The organism is Paenibacillus sp. JT22N1, from assembly GCF_059692155.1.
In genome coordinates, this window is the sequence record NZ_JCAUAW010000018.1 from 24,544 (window position 1) to 40,098 (window position 15,555).

14 protein-coding genes and 1 riboswitch are annotated in these 15,555 nt (G+C 45.7%); of the genes, 8 read left to right on the forward strand and 6 right to left on the reverse strand.

The features are described 5' to 3' along the window. The 3 genes from AC58UU_RS29235 to AC58UU_RS29245 are packed head-to-tail and all read right to left on the reverse strand — an operon-like array spanning window position 1 to window position 3,483. Window positions 1–1,077, reverse strand: a complete 1,077-nt coding sequence (locus AC58UU_RS29235) for a Ger(x)C family spore germination protein (RefSeq protein ID WP_497320814.1) — start codon at window positions 1,075–1,077, stop codon at window positions 1–3. Next, window positions 1,074–2,153 carry a GerAB/ArcD/ProY family transporter gene (locus AC58UU_RS29240; RefSeq protein WP_497320815.1) on the reverse strand — a complete coding sequence of 360 codons (1,080 nt, stop codon included), beginning with the start codon at window positions 2,151–2,153 and terminating at the stop codon, window positions 1,074–1,076. Before AC58UU_RS29240 ends, AC58UU_RS29235 begins: the two co-directional genes overlap by 4 nt. After that, window positions 2,146–3,483: a spore germination protein gene (locus AC58UU_RS29245; RefSeq protein ID WP_497320817.1), complete on the reverse strand. Its 1,338-nt coding sequence runs from the start codon at window positions 3,481–3,483 to the stop codon at window positions 2,146–2,148. The genes AC58UU_RS29240 and AC58UU_RS29245 overlap by 8 nt, the downstream gene beginning before the upstream one ends. A 218-nt stretch (window positions 3,484–3,701) precedes the next feature. On the opposite strand from AC58UU_RS29245, the gene AC58UU_RS29250 reads away from it, so the two are divergent. From AC58UU_RS29250 to AC58UU_RS29265, 4 genes are all read left to right on the forward strand, one after another. Then, window positions 3,702–4,052 carry a hypothetical protein gene (locus AC58UU_RS29250; RefSeq protein WP_497320819.1) on the forward strand — a complete coding sequence of 117 codons (351 nt, stop codon included), beginning with the start codon at window positions 3,702–3,704 and terminating at the stop codon, window positions 4,050–4,052. A 383-nt stretch (window positions 4,053–4,435) separates the two neighbouring features. Further along, window positions 4,436–4,586, forward strand: a riboswitch (cyclic di-AMP (ydaO/yuaA leader). A gap of 97 nt (window positions 4,587–4,683) precedes the next feature. Then, a complete protein-coding gene (locus AC58UU_RS29255; RefSeq protein ID WP_497320820.1) occupies window positions 4,684–6,519 on the forward strand; it encodes an APC family permease in 1,836 nt (611 codons plus the stop codon). A gap of 44 nt (window positions 6,520–6,563) precedes the next feature. Beyond that, a complete protein-coding gene (locus tag AC58UU_RS29260) occupies window positions 6,564–6,824 on the forward strand; it encodes a YqkE family protein (protein ID WP_057304082.1) in 261 nt (86 codons plus the stop codon). Window positions 6,825–6,862: 38 nt separating this feature from the next. Further along, entirely contained in the window at window positions 6,863–7,780 is a 918-nt protein-coding gene (locus tag AC58UU_RS29265; protein ID WP_497320822.1) for a polysaccharide deacetylase family protein, read from the forward strand. Window positions 7,781–7,796: 16 nt separating this feature from the next. Here AC58UU_RS29265 and AC58UU_RS29270 read toward each other — a convergent pair whose 3' ends face one another. After that, entirely contained in the window at window positions 7,797–8,012 is a 216-nt protein-coding gene (locus AC58UU_RS29270) for a hypothetical protein (protein ID WP_057304084.1), read from the reverse strand. A gap of 148 nt (window positions 8,013–8,160) precedes the next feature. Between AC58UU_RS29270 and AC58UU_RS29275 the strand changes: the two genes are divergently transcribed. From AC58UU_RS29275 to AC58UU_RS29285, 3 genes are all read left to right on the forward strand, one after another. After that, a complete protein-coding gene (locus AC58UU_RS29275) occupies window positions 8,161–9,573 on the forward strand; it encodes a hypothetical protein (protein ID WP_497320824.1) in 1,413 nt (470 codons plus the stop codon). Window positions 9,574–10,015: 442 nt separating this feature from the next. Continuing rightward, on the forward strand, window positions 10,016–10,582 hold the full coding sequence (locus AC58UU_RS29280) for an NUDIX domain-containing protein (RefSeq protein WP_497320826.1): 567 nt from the start codon (window positions 10,016–10,018) through the stop codon (window positions 10,580–10,582). Further along, a complete protein-coding gene (locus tag AC58UU_RS29285; protein WP_497320827.1) occupies window positions 10,579–11,025 on the forward strand; it encodes a DUF1284 domain-containing protein in 447 nt (148 codons plus the stop codon). Before AC58UU_RS29280 ends, AC58UU_RS29285 begins: the two co-directional genes overlap by 4 nt. Before the next feature lie 17 nt (window positions 11,026–11,042). Here the strand turns inward: AC58UU_RS29285 and AC58UU_RS29290 are convergent, their stop codons facing one another. Then, entirely contained in the window at window positions 11,043–11,690 is a 648-nt protein-coding gene (locus AC58UU_RS29290; protein ID WP_497320829.1) for an SOS response-associated peptidase, read from the reverse strand. Window positions 11,691–12,016: 326 nt separating this feature from the next. Next, entirely contained in the window at window positions 12,017–13,108 is a 1,092-nt protein-coding gene (locus tag AC58UU_RS29295) for a GGDEF domain-containing protein (RefSeq protein ID WP_497320831.1), read from the reverse strand. Window positions 13,109–13,268: 160 nt separating this feature from the next. On the opposite strand from AC58UU_RS29295, the gene AC58UU_RS29300 reads away from it, so the two are divergent. After that, window positions 13,269–15,491 (forward strand): ATP-binding protein, encoded by a 2,223-nt coding sequence (locus tag AC58UU_RS29300; RefSeq protein WP_497320833.1) that lies wholly within the window; start codon window positions 13,269–13,271, stop codon window positions 15,489–15,491. The last annotated feature ends 64 nt before the right edge of the window (window positions 15,492–15,555 follow it).

Genomic DNA, 15,555 nt, shown 5'->3' on the forward strand with positions numbered 1-15,555 from the left:
TCACGAATCAATCGTATTAAATTTCAAATTCCCACTATTTCTAATATTCACTTTCACATTTAATGTCACTTTCAGCCGTGGATACCAGGTTTTTCTCCATTCCTTTAATTGATCACGAGAAAGATCATTACGGAAATATTGTCCGTAACCAAACAAATCGGACTGATTTTCCTGCAGTTTGGAAATCATAGCGTTAGCCCGCTTGCTCAACAAGTTTTTGAGTTCATCCTTAATCTGTTCTTTACTGGGGTTGCCCTTCGTCTCCAGAAGCATGCCAATGACCTTCATATCCGTTTTCACTTGCGGTGTATGGCCATCCCAATGATGACGGTGCTTATAATCCACGTCGACTAGGAGAACGCTGGCATGCTCCATTACTTCTACATTAGCCCCCTGAAAATCACCTTTCATAATGTTGTATATGAGCGTATCATCTGAAGAAATCGTTCCAACCATAACTCCCCGACTCATGATGGCGGAACCATCTAACTTAAACATTGTACGCTCTCCAGGTTTAATGATAGGAAGCGCATAATCTTCCGTATGTGAAAAGCTCCCTCGAAATGCTTCCCATAAATACACAATAGAAGTATTGGGGGTCCAGCCAGCCAGCTTGTTGAAAAAATCATAGCTTGCAGTGCCTCCTTCCGCTCCGCCTTGCTCTTTTTTGTTTAACATTTCAATTAAATCACCTCTAAACACAGAAACCAGCGCTTTAGGTGCAATGTCATGAGACCTAATGGCATATTCAAGCACTTCTTTTATACCAAGCTTAGCGGTTCTTTCATCAATCATCAGAAGTTTGAGATGCAGTAAATCAATACTGCTTTCTACATTTCCACGCATCCGATCCAAGGCTTCACTGATCGTTGAGGCTTCCCCCGTTAATATTCGTGGCGTCATATTAGAGGAATTAGGTTGAGGCACTCGAAGCCCCACTTTATACGTTTTTGCGTCTGTTTGACTAATAGCCATCGCTACAGGAAGTATCCTTTTATTAATATCCTTATTGTCCCAACAGCCCGATAACAGGAATATCGTTAGGAGTATTAAGACTGAACGAAATATGTATGTCATCCTTGATTAACTCGCCTCCTTTGCAGTGCGCCAATAATCCCAATTACGACTGGAAAGACAAAGATACTATAAGCTCGGAGCCCAGTATCCAGCCAAATGAGGTGTTCTGTCTCAGACCACCCTGGAACCAGAGAACTAAGAAAGTAGGCAATGATTGTAATAATTACACTCAACCACTTATTGGATAAGGGAACTACGATGCTCCGAATCATCTCAGCTATGATCCAAATTAAAACCGAACTATAAACAATTAAAAAAGCAATCGTAGAAGTTGTGTAAAACAGCGTCATTCTCTCTAATATGGACCAGCTCATATCGATCGTATCCATCCCTGTGTGAAGAGGGAATTGGAGTTGAATGACAGTCTCTTGTCCGAAAATGAGAAGGGGTATATAAACGGATGCCAAATATAAAGGAAACAAGCCAGCAATCAAAAGGATGAATACCTTTCGACTGCGCGCGACATTTCGAAAAAAAGGGTGAATCATACCCAAAAATAAAAACCCGGAAAAAGCGAAAAAACTTGAATAATAAGCAGGATGCTTCAAAAAATCAAAGTTAGTGTTCCAAATTGGGGATGCATTACGGATATCGAAATTTATCACGGAGCTGCTGAGTGCTGCAAAAATCCAAGGTATGAACAAAACCGAGATAATGACACTCGTTCTTAGTACAGTCTTGATACCACACCAGGCTGCAAACAAGCCCAAGAAGATAAAACAGAGTAAAGCCGAGATCGGCGTTTTAGGTAAAAAAACGATGGTCATCATTTCCGAATATACCCTAGAAATTAATACTAGAGTTGCAAGAAAATATAACATGATTGGGATTAGGAGGATTCTTGACAGCCAAGGACCCAATACTTGTTTACAAATCTGAACGATCGTCATGTTAGGGAAAGTTGAAAGGCCCCTTAGATAGATCCACATCATAGCTACTTCAAATAGGCAGCCTAATAGTATTGCTTCCCAATGACCTTTGCTTGTCGATTCAAATATTTTCTCCGGATATACGAAGAATATCAGCCCGAAATGTACAGTGATGAAGGTTAGATAGACTGATATTTTATTAACCATCCTGGGGACCTTCCTTTACATTTACATTGACGTAGGCGACTTCAAATGTCGCGATAGAGGCCATATAGATGGACAGCCAAATGATTCCACCAATCGTACCAAGAACACCAAAAATAGCACTAAGCACGATCAAAACATATTTTGATATTCGAATAAACAGGGCATTTTGTACCCCGTTCAATGTAAAATTCGCCAAAGCGGAAGCTGCCAAAACAATAATGAATAGATTACTTACCAATTTTGCGCTTACAACGGCTTGCCCGAGAATAATTCCACCTACTGTTGTTATCGAGGGACCTATACTTTTGGGAAGACGAATACTCGCTTCAATGAGCATCTCTAGAACAATTAACATAAAAATGACTTCCAAAAAGGCCGGATAGGGTACCCCTTCACGGCTCTGGGCAACTGACAAGGCTAACTGGATTCTCAATACCTCTGGATTCACAGAGACCAAAGATACATATAGAGCAGGTAAGACTAAAGCGATAAACATGCCGATAAACCGAAGCATCCGAATGGTAATCATTGTAATCTTGGGGAAGTTGCGATCGGAGTTCAAGCACCAGAGATCTGTAATAATAACTGGCATAACAAAAGCGTACGGAAGTCCTTCGATAAACAGGATAACACGGCCATTTTTCAAATGGTCTGCTGCTTCTGCCGGCCGCTCAGAAGTTAGACAAGGGGAAATAAGGCTGAAATTCCCTTCTCCCAATACCTTGATGATTTCTTGCAAATGTTTAAATTCCTTTGCTTTATTTGCCTCGAGCTTCTTCATTAAGGAAGAAAGCAGTTTACGATTAACAGAGTCGGATAAATAAGCTAACGTGGTTCTTTTGGGCTGTTTTGTCCCCATCATCATGGTATTCATGGTTAGTGTAGGGGATCTTAGCTCATCGCGGATCAGCGCCATATTGGTGTCCAAATCCTCGTTAAATGCTCCAAAGGAAGACTCAATCGCATTTTCATTTTGTGGAACATTTAGCGTTCTCCTAATCGTTGACGGAACGGGCTCGATAACAAAATTTCTTATTGGGTTATCGAGTAAATAAATAACTAAATTACCTTTCATTAAGCTGCTCATCTGCATGTCGTAAGAAGCGTTTAATTGGCCATTCAATAGGCTTATTTGCTGAAGCCAATCACTGATTGGACTGGACTCCATCCAAGATAATAATTGATTCGTTTGTGCAAGGTTAACAAATGGGCGAAAATAACAAAATACAACTTCCTGACCCAAAAGTTGTTTTCGTTCCATCACAAAATCGCTATTTGATTCGAATTGAAGTTTAAGTCTGGCCATATCCGTTGTTTCTGTCAGATTCATGTTATATCACCTGAGAGTAGGTTTCCTTGGAAAACGGAAATTTATTCCTTGTACCAAGACTAGGAAAAGGGACTGCTGTGGTAGTTACGATTTACATTGATGTTTTCCAAATTATGGATTATACTTGGGTGGGTTAGTACCAGGTACTAATTATGGAGTCATCCCTAAGTGACCAGTTCGCCCAAGGTATTGTCGTTGAAGAGCTTTAAAAATCCAAAATGAAAGAAGATGTAAATTTGGAGATTACCTCTCGCCGTAAGAAGCTTCTGGCTGTTTATGCTATCGTTATCATCATTTTTTGCTTTCTTGCCGTTCCTGTTGATTATTACCTATTATCGAATAGCCCGTTTCCTTTTCCTGAAAAACAAGGTTATCAATCGATCTGGGTATCCAGGTTGGATGTTTCCTTTCAACCATCACAGGGTGTGTATTCGAGTATAAGTTATAATGTGAAAATAAATGCGGTAAAGGCATGGCTTCAGATTTTTGGCATAACCGTTTTATTTAGCGTTGCTTATGTGATTCTTGGTTCAGACAAAAAGGATGATTCAAATAAATTGGAGAATTAGAGAGGCAAGTTGTACTGTGTACAACAATTGCATCAACCTGTATAAACACTTTCAACCAAGGACGGCGTAAGCCGTCTATTTTGTTGTCCATTTGAGAATGACTAGCTTGTTCTCAGCTGATGGGTCCATTACACAGATCCTCGTTTGCATAGGAGTTATCATCAAAATCCAATAATTTCCTTTACTTTGCTTCATTAATTACTCAACTCATTAAGAAATGTTTAAAAAACCACGATGGAATAAGAGAATGGAAGCAAATCAATGAATCGTATGATTGTAAGCGAATTATTGAGTGAATGTAGAGGTTGGAGTTATATTTTTAAGTTTTTTCAATCCTTTACTATGCCGCAAGAAGAGAGTAGTATTCAACTCGTACGTTACAGTTGAATATTTCGCTTAATTTTCTTATTAGAAAAGCGGGGGAACCACAAGTTTCATGGGGTGAGTAAAGGTGCTTACGTTTGGCACCATTTAGGGCAGATTCTCGCGGCCCGAACCCGACAGCTAACCTCGTAAGCGACCGTGGGAAGGAGAACATGTGTATAAACACAAGGTCTATCCTTGTGTTTTTTTGCGTCCTAAAACGCAAGTTTACGTCAGATATTAGGTTTAATTGGAGGAACTATCACGAATGACAAGCGACTCATTGAAAAAAATTATGTTTGGAAAACCGCTTAAATCTAGCGAAATGGAATCGGAAAAATTGCCGGTTTGGAAGGGGCTGCCGATCCTATCCTCGGATGCCTTATCATCGGTTTCCTATGGGACTGAGCAGATTCTTTTGGAACTCGCGACCGTTGGGATTGCCGCTTTTGCGTTCTCTTTGCCCATTGCGATATCCATTATTGCTCTGATTATGCTGCTAGTTTTGAGCTATAGACAAGTGATTGAGGCCTACCCGCAAGGTGGCGGAGCCTATATGGTTTCCAAAGAAAATCTAGGTATGGTGTGGGGAAGGCTGACTGGGGTTTCGCTGCTTATTGACTATACACTTACCGTTGCTGTTTCGATCTCTGCCGGCGTGCAAGCGATTACGTCAGCTTTTCCATCGGCGGTGCCGTATATTGTTCCGATTACTTTAGTTCTCGTGTGGATCATGGTTTGGCTTAATTTGCGAGGAACTTCGGAATCAGGTACGATTTTCGCTATTCCAACGTACTTTTTTATTCTTTGTATTTTACTGCTAGTGGGCAAAGGCACATACGATATGCTGACGGGATCTATTAATACGCATCCCATAGCGTTTGCTCCGAGTTCAATGACGAGTTCATTAACGTTATTCGTCCTTTTAAAAGCATTTTCCTCCGGGTGTTCAGCTGTGACAGGGATCGAGGCCATCTCCGATGCCGTGCCGCATTTCCGCTCACCATCTGTGAAAAACGCGAAGCGTACGTTAGTATCCTTAGGGACACTTTTGGCTATCGTGTTTGGAGGCGTAACGCTGTTGGCTTTGGGTTACGGAATTGTACCTGATCCTAATGGTCATACATCCGTATTATCGATGGTGACAGAGCAGGCATTTGGTCGTGGGACGATGTATTACGCAACTCAAATTGGTACCATGCTCATTCTGGTTTTGGCTGCTAATACTAGCTTCAACGGGTTTCCAATCTTAGCATCCATCATGGCACAGGATAAAAACTTCCCGCGTATGTTCTCATTCCGAGGAGACCGACTTTCGTTTCACTATGGTATTATCACACTTGGTGTGCTTGCCAGTATTCTTTTGATTGGATTCAAAGGTAAGACCGATGCACTCATTCCTCTATATGCGATAGGCGTGTTTTTATCTTTTACACTTGCGCAAGGCGGCTTGGTTCGTAAATGGTTGAGAGAGCGAGTAAAAGGTTGGATCGGAAAGCTGCTCATCAATGGTTTAGGCGGGATCGTTTCTCTTGCTGTTTTACTCATATTTTCTATAACTAAATTTACCGAAGGTGCATGGATTGTTATTATTATAACCCCGTTGCTGCTTTGGTTAATTACGAAAATTAGTCATCACTACGATGATGTAGCGAAACAATTACGTATTGATATAACGATTGATCGGGTTTGCACGAAGGAGCCTTTGATTATTGTCCCTGTGGCGGGTATTCATCGGGTTGTGGCACAGTCCTTGAACTATGCGAAATCGTTGTCGCCAAACGTTATTGCTTTCTACGTATCGTTCTCAGATGAAGATGAAGAATTGATGCAGGAGAAGTGGGAGAAGTGGGATCCGGGCGTTCGATTGGTTATTTTTAAATCACGTTATCGGACGATACTGAAGCCGCTGGCTGAATTTATTGAGAGAATTGACGCGCATGTTTCGGAAAAACAAAACATTATGGTCATTTTACCGCAATTTATGCCGAAAAAATGGTGGCATCGACTGCTCCATAACCAGTCTGCTGCACGTATTCGTTCGAAGCTGCAAGCAGATAAAGATATCGTTGTGGCGACGGTACCGTATCATTTGCACGAGTAGAAGTGTACAATAATAGGGAGAAACTGAACAGAGGTGAACCCGTTATGGCTAAGAAAAAATGGTCGTCTACTCCTGCTGTTACCAGCGTGCAAGATAAACCTGCAACACTTAAGGATTTACTGCGCCCGGAAATACTTGAGGGACTCAAAGCGCAGGCTGATGCCATGAAAGCAGAGGAACAAGCGAAGAAAGATGCAGAGAGAGCGAAGGCGGAAGCTGCTCGCAAAGCAGAAGAAAAACGGTTAGAGAATGATTTTGGACATCTGCTGTCTAAAAGCAGTCTGGATTGGCGTAAGCACAAATGAGGGAGCGCACAGTGTGCCTCCTTTTCTTTCTTCTCGTAATGGTAGCGTTGTCATCCTGCGAAATTAGCAATAGAGAGGCAGCTCAAGGGACTGCTGTAGGAAGTGGTACACCGGCAGTGGCAACAATACCACCACCAATTGCAACATCAATAGAAACACCGACCTCAACACCAACAGCACTGGATACATCTTCGATTCCATCGGCGGCTCCAAGTGACCCAAGTTCATCGCCTAGTCCGAATTTTTCGTCTTTAGAAAAGACCTTGATCGAGCGTTACGGAAACGCTAAACCAAAGAAATGGGGCGAAAATGTTCCAGGTGTTCGGACACATCTTACTACGAAGGATCAAGTGATTGCGCTGACTTTTGACGCATGCGGTGGGAAGGAGGGCAGTGGGTACGATGAGAAGCTGATCGACTATTTGATCAAGGAGAACATCCCGGCTACCTTATTTATCAATGCGAGATGGATAACGGCCAATAAGGACATATTTGCCAAATTAGCCGCAAACCCGCTGTTTGAGATTGAAAATCATGGGACCGAGCATCGGCCCTTGTCCGTAAATGGCAAGTTGGCGTATGGCATCACGGGAACCAAGAATGTGAGCGATGTTATTCATGAAGTGAAAGACAATGCTGACCAGATCGAGAAGCTGACTGGACGGCGTCCTTTATTTTTTCGTTCGGGCACAGTCTATTATGATGATATTGCAGCAGGAGTTGTTCATGATTTGGGCTTTCAGTTGGCTGGTTACAATGTACTCGGCGACGCTGGAGCGACTTATAACACGGAGCAGGTATACAAAGCACTGTTAAAAGCCCGAAGCGGTTCTATTGTACTAGCTCATATGAATCACCCGGAGAAAGATACGGCAGAAGGTATCATGAAAGCTATTCCCGAGCTTCAAAAAGCGGGCTACCGCTTCGTTCTACTAACTTCCTATACATTAAACTAAGCGATAGCTGCAGCAGCTATCGTTTTTTCATTTCAAAAAATTCACAAGCCTCTCGATCATAATACGTCAAATCACTAACACGAGTTTGTACGACAACTGTTTTTTCACTGAAACGCAATACAACCGCATTCGAATCCACAATGTGATCATCTTTGAAAACACGGACGACAGCCTGTCTTTCAACAGCATCTTGAAAATCCGTATCCGTTACTAAGCGTTGATTTCTAGCCATCCTCGGCATTCCCCTAACTTGGTTAAAATAGTTCTTCTATTGTACCACAAGGTGTCGATCAACCCGAATTTCGCATGAACTCCTCCGCCCAGCCGAGCATACAATGTAGCACCAAATGCTGTATGGGCAGAGAGGATGCGTGATCCCGATGGACATTCAATTATTACCGATTCATTGGGTCTATCTAGTATTTATTGGTTTTATTCTTACTCTTTTAATCAAGCGTAGAGACACAACGATGATTTGTGTGGTTGGTATTTTCGCGCTTGGCTTGTTGGCAACGGAAACGTTGAGTGGCTCCGTTTCTGGTGTTTTCAACAGCTTTATATTTGCGACTAAAGAGCTGATGGGCACCATCATGATCATCTCCATTATTGTAGCGATGAGCCGCGTGCTCATTCGAACAGGAATTAATGAAACCATGATCGCTCCGCTAACCCGCTTTCTGCGAACGCCTGCTTTAGCTTTCTGGGGTATCGGTATCATTATGATGGTAACGTCATGGTTTTTCTGGCCATCTCCCGGTGTTGCGCTCATTGGTGCTGTTCTTTTGCCTGTGGCTGTCCGTGTTGGTTTGCCAGCGCTAGGTGCAGCTATGGCCATGAACTTATTCGGACATGGGATTGCGCTTTCGGGGGATTACATTATACAGGGAGCTCCTAAACTAACCGCGGATGCAGCTGGATTACCAGTGACTGCCGTCATGGAGGCAAGCATTCCACTCGTTATTGTAATGGGGCTTGTCACGACGATCACCGCTTTTTGGATGATGCGGCGGGACATGAAGAACGGAAAGTGGCGGAATGGCCTTGTGGCGAGTGGTCCAGGGGATAGCGGCTCCCTTATTTCAGCTGTCGGGCAGGCCAAAGTTAATTTAACACCGAATCTGAAGAAAACTCTGGCGATTATGATTCCTTTGCTCTTCGCCTTAGACGTAATTGCGATGTTCGTGCTTAATCTGCAAGGGGGAGATGCGACAGCGCTCGTTGGGGGCACCGCCGTATTCATTCTCATTGCGGTGACGCTGCTCGCGCATCGGAATCAAGGACTAGAACAAACGACCTCCTACCTCATCGAAGGTTTTGTATTCGGTTTCAAAGTATTCGGCCCCGTGATCCCGATCGCCGCTTTCTTCTATCTAGGCGACTCCGCTTTCACGGAGTTGTTCGGCAAAATACTTCCGCAAGGCTCGCACGGGATCGTGAACGATCTGGGTGTGGCACTCGCGGGGCAAGTGCCGCTGAACGGCGCGGTCGGTGCCGTAACGCTTACCGTCGTCGGCGCCATTACGGGCCTCGACGGCTCTGGCTTCTCCGGCATCTCCCTCGCGGGCTCGATTGCGCAGCTATTCGCAACCGCCATCGGTTCCGGCGCGGCTGTGCTCACAGCGCTCGGGCAAGTGGCCGCCATCTGGGTCGGCGGCGGCACATTGATTCCGTGGGCGCTGATTCCAGCAGCGGCCATCTGCGGCGTGAGTCCGTTCGAGCTGGCGCGACGGAATCTGCTGCCTGTGCTCATCGGCCTAGCGGTGACGACCGTCGTGGCGATGTTTTTGGTGTAGTAAGATGCGGCATCTTGCCCATCAAACTAGTTGTAACAGTAAAATCTGCCACCCCGCACCGACCAACCGACCGACCAACCAACCACCCCGTTCCGTCAACCGCACCCCGCCACCCTCTGGGCTCCTCCATAGGGTGGCGGGTTTTTCTTTTGCCAGCCGAATCCGCGAAATAAGAGTCTCCAAAGACTCTTATTTCCGTATAAACTTACCAAAAAGTAAAAATAGCAGTCCCTAGGACCTCTTATTTGCTCAGAGCCACCTCGTTTCCTAATTCAGCGATATCGCAAGACAAGTGCAGGAAGTATCTCCAATTTCCCCTACAATGAACGGAAAACGTACGGGATCGGAGTTGCCTATTTTCCACTTTAAGCAGTAAGCTTACATACAGTAAACTCGAATGGAAGTTGGAACTCAAGACTATAGGAAGTTGGAGATGAGATAGATGGAAGCCAAGTTTTGTATGACCTGCGGAGCCGCTATGGAGTCGCGCGATGTGGATGGCACGATAAGAAGAGCTTGTACGGAGTGCAGCTTCGTTCATTGGGGGAATTATAGCATCGGTGTAGGCGCACTCGTGATGAAGGATGAGAAAATGCTGCTTGTACGCAGGGCTCAGGAGCCAGGGAAAGGCCGATGGACCAACCCAGGTGGTTATATTGAGCAGCATGAGCTGATCCAAGATACGATTGAGCGCGAAGTGTTGGAGGAAAGCGGAGTCAAAGCGGTTGTCACTCGCCTAGTAGCTGTGCGCGATTTGCCTAGAAGCATACATAATGTATACATTGCTTTTGAAATGGATTACATCAGCGGTGAGCCTCAACCAGACGGCGTGGAGGTCGACGCAGCAGGATTTTACAGCTTGGTCGAGATGGAATCGATGAATGTGGCGGATTTTACACGCTGGCTCATTGATGTTGCCCTACATTCCAAAACGACCGGACTAGTCGAAGATAAAGATCCAATCATCAAAATGGAAGGGTACGGATTGTACCGTGTCCCTAGAATATGACCAAAGCGATCCAGCTTCGCGGACATCACTTACTTTGTCTGTTGGGATACAGAGGAATGGGTTATTCGAAAGAGTTTTGCGAAAATATGACGACCGTCTACGAGGAATTGCGTCAAAAGCCCGAAACGATGATCCGCATTGTTCTTGGGCCTGATGATCTTTGCGCAGCTTACCCGAAGGATCAAGAAGCGCATTGTGAAAATAGGACGGTCTATCAGCGCGATGCAGAAATCGTTACCAAGCTTAGCTTGCAAGTGGAGATGGAGCTGAGCTGGTCGGAGATTTGTAGGCAAGTGGCCGAGCGTGTAAAACCGGACGACATTGGTCACCTATGTGCCACATGCCGATGGGAGCCTTACGGTGTTTGTGCGGAAGGTGTACGATTGATCGGGGAGGGTGGCGACTTGCCGCCCGTCATTACCAAAAAAGAGGGCTTGCGTTAGACGCAGCCCTCTTTTTTTCATACAAAAACACTGACATCCGAACCGCTTTCCAGCTTCTCTTCAGGGGACGACAATACATTTGCAACCATAAGCAGATCATCCACAGGTCGAAGAATAGATCTGAGGAGTCTGCTGTCTTTTATCTCTGGCTGCAGCCACATCTCGGCCTGATCTTGGTCGAGTATCGCAGGCATTCTGCGTTGATAAGGAGAGACGAGTGAGTTCGCTTCTGTCATTAGCATCATACAAGTACGAAGCTCCTCTTCACCAGATGGAGCCCGCCAGACATCATACAGCCCCGCGATGCCAAAGGTGCCGCTGCGCATTTTGAACTTAATCCACTCTGTCTCTTTTCCCTCGGTCACGCTAATATAAAATCCACTGCAAGGAATGATACAGCGCTGCTTTCTGACGATACGCTCGAAGACGACATTGGTGAAGATCGAATCGCGGTCCCCGCATACGGCATCTTTTGCCCAGAACGGCATTAGACCCCAACGGAATTCATCAAGGATGCGTTCTCCCTTTTTGTTCATCATCACAGCGGAAACAGATTCTGTCGGCCGCACCTCATAACGATTGGAGCTATACGATAGCAGCCGATCAATGCGGAATTGTTTAACAAGCTCGTTGACATCAGCAAGAATAGATATGGATTGACACATTTGTATACCACCTCATTTGGTTTTGGCTATTATTTGCCTAATCAACCAAATACATGTACGAGGCCTATCTTTTTATTAAGCTTTATTAATCCTGACCCTTCTTCCTCGCTTACACAATCAGCAGCTTCAGCATCGTTTCCTTCATATTATGTTCCTGGAAAGGCTTAGAAACGAACTCTTTGGCACCCGCATGGATAGCCTCGATAATCATCGTCTTCTGCTCCAAGGCTGAGCACCTTTCATGAGGGTTTTCGTTTGGTAAGTAATTACATCGTAATCAGTAGCCAAAAAAAGCTAGAAGCTTTAGGCTCCTAGCTGAAGTACATCTATTCGGAAATATGCGAATGAATACGGTTTTTCCCATTTCTCTTGGCGGTATACAAACATTCATCTACAAGCTGGAACCAGGCTTTTTTCATCGTGTTGCGATTATAGCTAGCGAGCCCGATACTCATCGTTAACGGTTGATCTGGCATCTCAGGAATCTCGGTACTCCGGATGGTTTCCATTAATTTTTCGCAAATATGTAAAACTTCCTCGTGTGATTTGCCTACAAACAGAACGGCGAATTCCTCGCCACCATATCGAAAAGACATATCGTCAGGGCCGAGCACTTCTTTCAGGATGGAGCCGATCGTTTTGAGAACCATGTCACCGACCCAATGCCCGTAGGTATCATTAATCCTTTTAAAATTATCAATATCGATAAGAGCAAGCTCAAGCGGCGTATCATGGGGCATATGCGAAATCAGATGATCGGTATGTTCCTGAAAAGAACGATGATTAAACAGCTCGGTGAGCGCATCCACTTTGGAAAGTCGATCAATCATCACATTTCGAATAAGGAGATCCTGTTCGCGAACGACCGAATCTTTTAACTCTGTAATGAGAACTAGCCCTTTGTTCATGATGACAAAGCAAACAAGTGCCGTTGAGGTGAGGACTGTAATAGATACGATCACATCAGAGGGTGTTAGGGCATGCCCTTGATATACCTGACAAACTAGTAATGAAATTAAATATACAATGCCTAAACTATAAGCGAAAAAAATATATTTCTTTTGGAAATAGATAGAGGCTAAAATAATAGGGATACTAATTAATTCGTAGCTGCTCATCAGTTCAGGAATACAGATAATAAAGATACTAACCATGGTCATCGTCCATGTAATCATGATAAAATCGCTGTATTGTTTCAGAAAGTGAATAGCCAAATAACCGGCTCCCATAAGGGAGAGCTGTAGGCAAGTCGTAATGATTTGAGCATGCATGAAGCTGTTAAACCATTGCGAAGGCTGATCATACAAATTAAAGAAGAATCCAAGGATAGCAACTACTTCATAGATGAATAGGATCCACCATAAAATATGTATAAGTTTTCGATTCCATATATGATCATTAGCCGGAAGTTGTTCCATGTAGTGGAGGCCACTTTCCTTTCGGTTTAGCAATTATTGGAAAAACATTTTGTGCCTTATCAGATCATTGTAAAGAATAACACCCCTTTTAGGCAAGCTGTTTACGAAGGGGTGGGATTGTATTTTATTGTAAATATAGATCGGGTTATCAGGAGGGGCTATGGCAGCTCAAGGTTACGTACATGCATGGGAACATTATAAGGATGAGCTTACCTTGTTGGATAAAAAGCTTGAACTTTTATATACGCGTCGTCAAAAGCTAACGCCCGACCCGCAAACGGATTCGTTTCGCGGGATGTTCGTGTCCGAAGATGAGTTCATCCGCCTCATAGGCGGGTCAAGTGGAGAAGAGGAGCTTGATGGGGAAGAACTTGAGCTACTGGCTAGTATTCAGAATTCGGAGGCGTTCATTGCTCTGAGACGTGAAGAAAGCCGTAAGGCAGGCGTGTTCTTGCCTCTGTCGTATGTATCTTCTGTGTTTGGGCTATCGCTCGTAGAAGAGCGGTTCGTTATGCTAGGGCTCGCGGTAGAACTGGATCGCAAATATGAACGTATCTTCGGCTTTCTGCAAGATGACCTGACCAGCAAAACACCTAATATTAGTCTGGCGCTGCAAATTGCTTGCGGCAGCCCTGAGGACATGCGGGCATCACGAACGACATTCATGGCGCCTGAGGGTAAACTGGCGCGCTATATGCTTCACCGCGATGCGCAGGAAATTAGCGGCCAGACGTTATTGTCTAGGCCGCTGCTTCTGGATAAACGAATCATCTCATTCATGCTGGATTCCGGTGAAATGGACCCGAAGCTCAAGCCGGCAGTCCGGATGGTTTATCCGGATGACGAGCGGGCCCCTCTGCTCGTCCATGAGGATTTCCAGCAGCGGCTGCAGGGCTTCATCCAAGCTGCGTTCCAGGCTCCGGCGGCTGAGCGCAAACGGCTCGCCTTCCACCTGTGGGGGAATGCGGGCGCAGGCAAGAAGCTGCAGGTGGAGCATCTCAGCAGCCACTTCAATAAGCCGCTGCTGCTTGTTGATCTCGCTGATGTGCTTCTGCACGCAGCGAGTTTTGAAGATCAGCTGAGCGCGATTGTTCGTGAAGCGATTCTGCACCAAGCCGTGCTGTGCTTCACACGGCTGGAGGCGTTCTATCCAGAGGAGCCGGATCTTGCGGCGCAGCGGCGACTCGGGTGGTTCCACGAGCTGCTGGACGGCTACGGCGGCATGGTGTTTCTGCTGGCCGGGCGGTTCAACCGGCTAACGTGGAAGCCCAAGGAGCGGCTGCTCCTTGAGCACGAACTGCAAGTGCCGGACGAAGGCGGGCGTGAGCGCCTTTGGAAGGCATTCGCGCGCGAGCTCGGCGTGAGCGCGGACGTGGACTGGCGGGTGATGAGCGGGAAATTCCGCTTCACCCCAGGGCAAATTCGTCGCGCGCTGACGCTGGCGCGCGGGTACTCGGCCTGGCACCGCGAGGCGCAGGCCGCTTTTGAGGGCTCCGGCGACGTTGCTGCGCCGTACGCGCTGCGAGCTGATGCGCTCTATAAGGCGTGCTACCAGCAGGTGCAGCATAAGCTCGAGCGCAAGGCGACGCGCATTGAGCCTCGCTATGGGTGGGGGGATGTCATCCTCCCGCCTGAGCAGAAGGATCAGCTCGGCAACGCGTGCAATCAAGTGAAATACCGTGGCGTTGTCTACGGCGACTGGGGCTTCGAGAAGAAGCTGGCCTACGGCAAGGGGCTGAGTATGCTGTTCGCCGGTCCACCTGGGACGGGGAAGACGATGTCTGCACAGGTTGTCGCCGGTGAGCTCCAGCTGGAGCTCTACAAGGTCGACCTCTCGCAGGTGATCAGTAAATATATTGGCGAGACCGAGAAGAATTTGCATGAGATCTTTGAGGAAGCGCAGCTCAGCAATGCGGTTTTGTTCTTCGATGAAACCGATGCGCTATTCGGAAAGCGTTCGGAAGTCAAAGATTCGCATGATAAATATGCGAACATCGAAACCGCCTATCTGCTTCAGAAAATGGAGGAGTATCAAGGAATCACGGTACTAGCAACGAATCTATTAAATAATATTGATGAAGCTTTCCTCAGAAGGATCAATTACGTCATTAAATTTCCTTTTCCGGATAGTGAATATCGTGAAAAGATTTGGTACTCTATGTTTCCCCCTGCAGCGCCTCTTAGCGATGATGTCGATTTTAAATATTTAGCGCAGCGCTATGAGATCGCCGGTGGGAATATCAAGAACGTCGTCCTTTCTTCGGCTTTCCTAGCTGCAGAGGCTGGCGAACCCATCCGGATGCAGCATATCATCAAGTCCATTCGGCATGAGTTGCAGAAATCAGGCAAAATCCTCGCCCGCCAGGAGTGGGAAGAGTACTAAAAGAAGGCTGAACCGCGCAGTTACGCCGTTTTTTTTGCCCGAATTAAGAATTAAAAATAAATAA

Coding starts and splice junctions, on each gene's coding strand:
- AC58UU_RS29275 (WP_497320824.1), top strand. CDS start 8,161: ATGGACATTCAATTATTACCGATTCATTGGGTCTATCTAGTATTTATT.
- AC58UU_RS29245 (WP_497320817.1), bottom strand. CDS start 3,483: ATGAATCTGACAGAAACAACGGATATGGCCAGACTTAAACTTCAATTC.
- AC58UU_RS29300 (WP_497320833.1), top strand. CDS start 13,269: ATGGCAGCTCAAGGTTACGTACATGCATGGGAACATTATAAGGATGAG.
- AC58UU_RS29290 (WP_497320829.1), bottom strand. CDS start 11,690: ATGTGTCAATCCATATCTATTCTTGCTGATGTCAACGAGCTTGTTAAA.
- AC58UU_RS29235 (WP_497320814.1), bottom strand. CDS start 1,077: ATGACATACATATTTCGTTCAGTCTTAATACTCCTAACGATATTCCTG.
- AC58UU_RS29240 (WP_497320815.1), bottom strand. CDS start 2,153: ATGGTTAATAAAATATCAGTCTATCTAACCTTCATCACTGTACATTTC.
- AC58UU_RS29270 (WP_057304084.1), bottom strand. CDS start 8,012: ATGGCTAGAAATCAACGCTTAGTAACGGATACGGATTTTCAAGATGCT.
- AC58UU_RS29280 (WP_497320826.1), top strand. CDS start 10,016: ATGGAAGCCAAGTTTTGTATGACCTGCGGAGCCGCTATGGAGTCGCGC.
- AC58UU_RS29265 (WP_497320822.1), top strand. CDS start 6,863: ATGGTAGCGTTGTCATCCTGCGAAATTAGCAATAGAGAGGCAGCTCAA.
- AC58UU_RS29295 (WP_497320831.1), bottom strand. CDS start 13,108: ATGGAACAACTTCCGGCTAATGATCATATATGGAATCGAAAACTTATA.
- AC58UU_RS29285 (WP_497320827.1), top strand. CDS start 10,579: ATGACCAAAGCGATCCAGCTTCGCGGACATCACTTACTTTGTCTGTTG.
- AC58UU_RS29260 (WP_057304082.1), top strand. CDS start 6,564: ATGGCTAAGAAAAAATGGTCGTCTACTCCTGCTGTTACCAGCGTGCAA.
- AC58UU_RS29255 (WP_497320820.1), top strand. CDS start 4,684: ATGACAAGCGACTCATTGAAAAAAATTATGTTTGGAAAACCGCTTAAA.
- AC58UU_RS29250 (WP_497320819.1), top strand. CDS start 3,702: ATGAAAGAAGATGTAAATTTGGAGATTACCTCTCGCCGTAAGAAGCTT.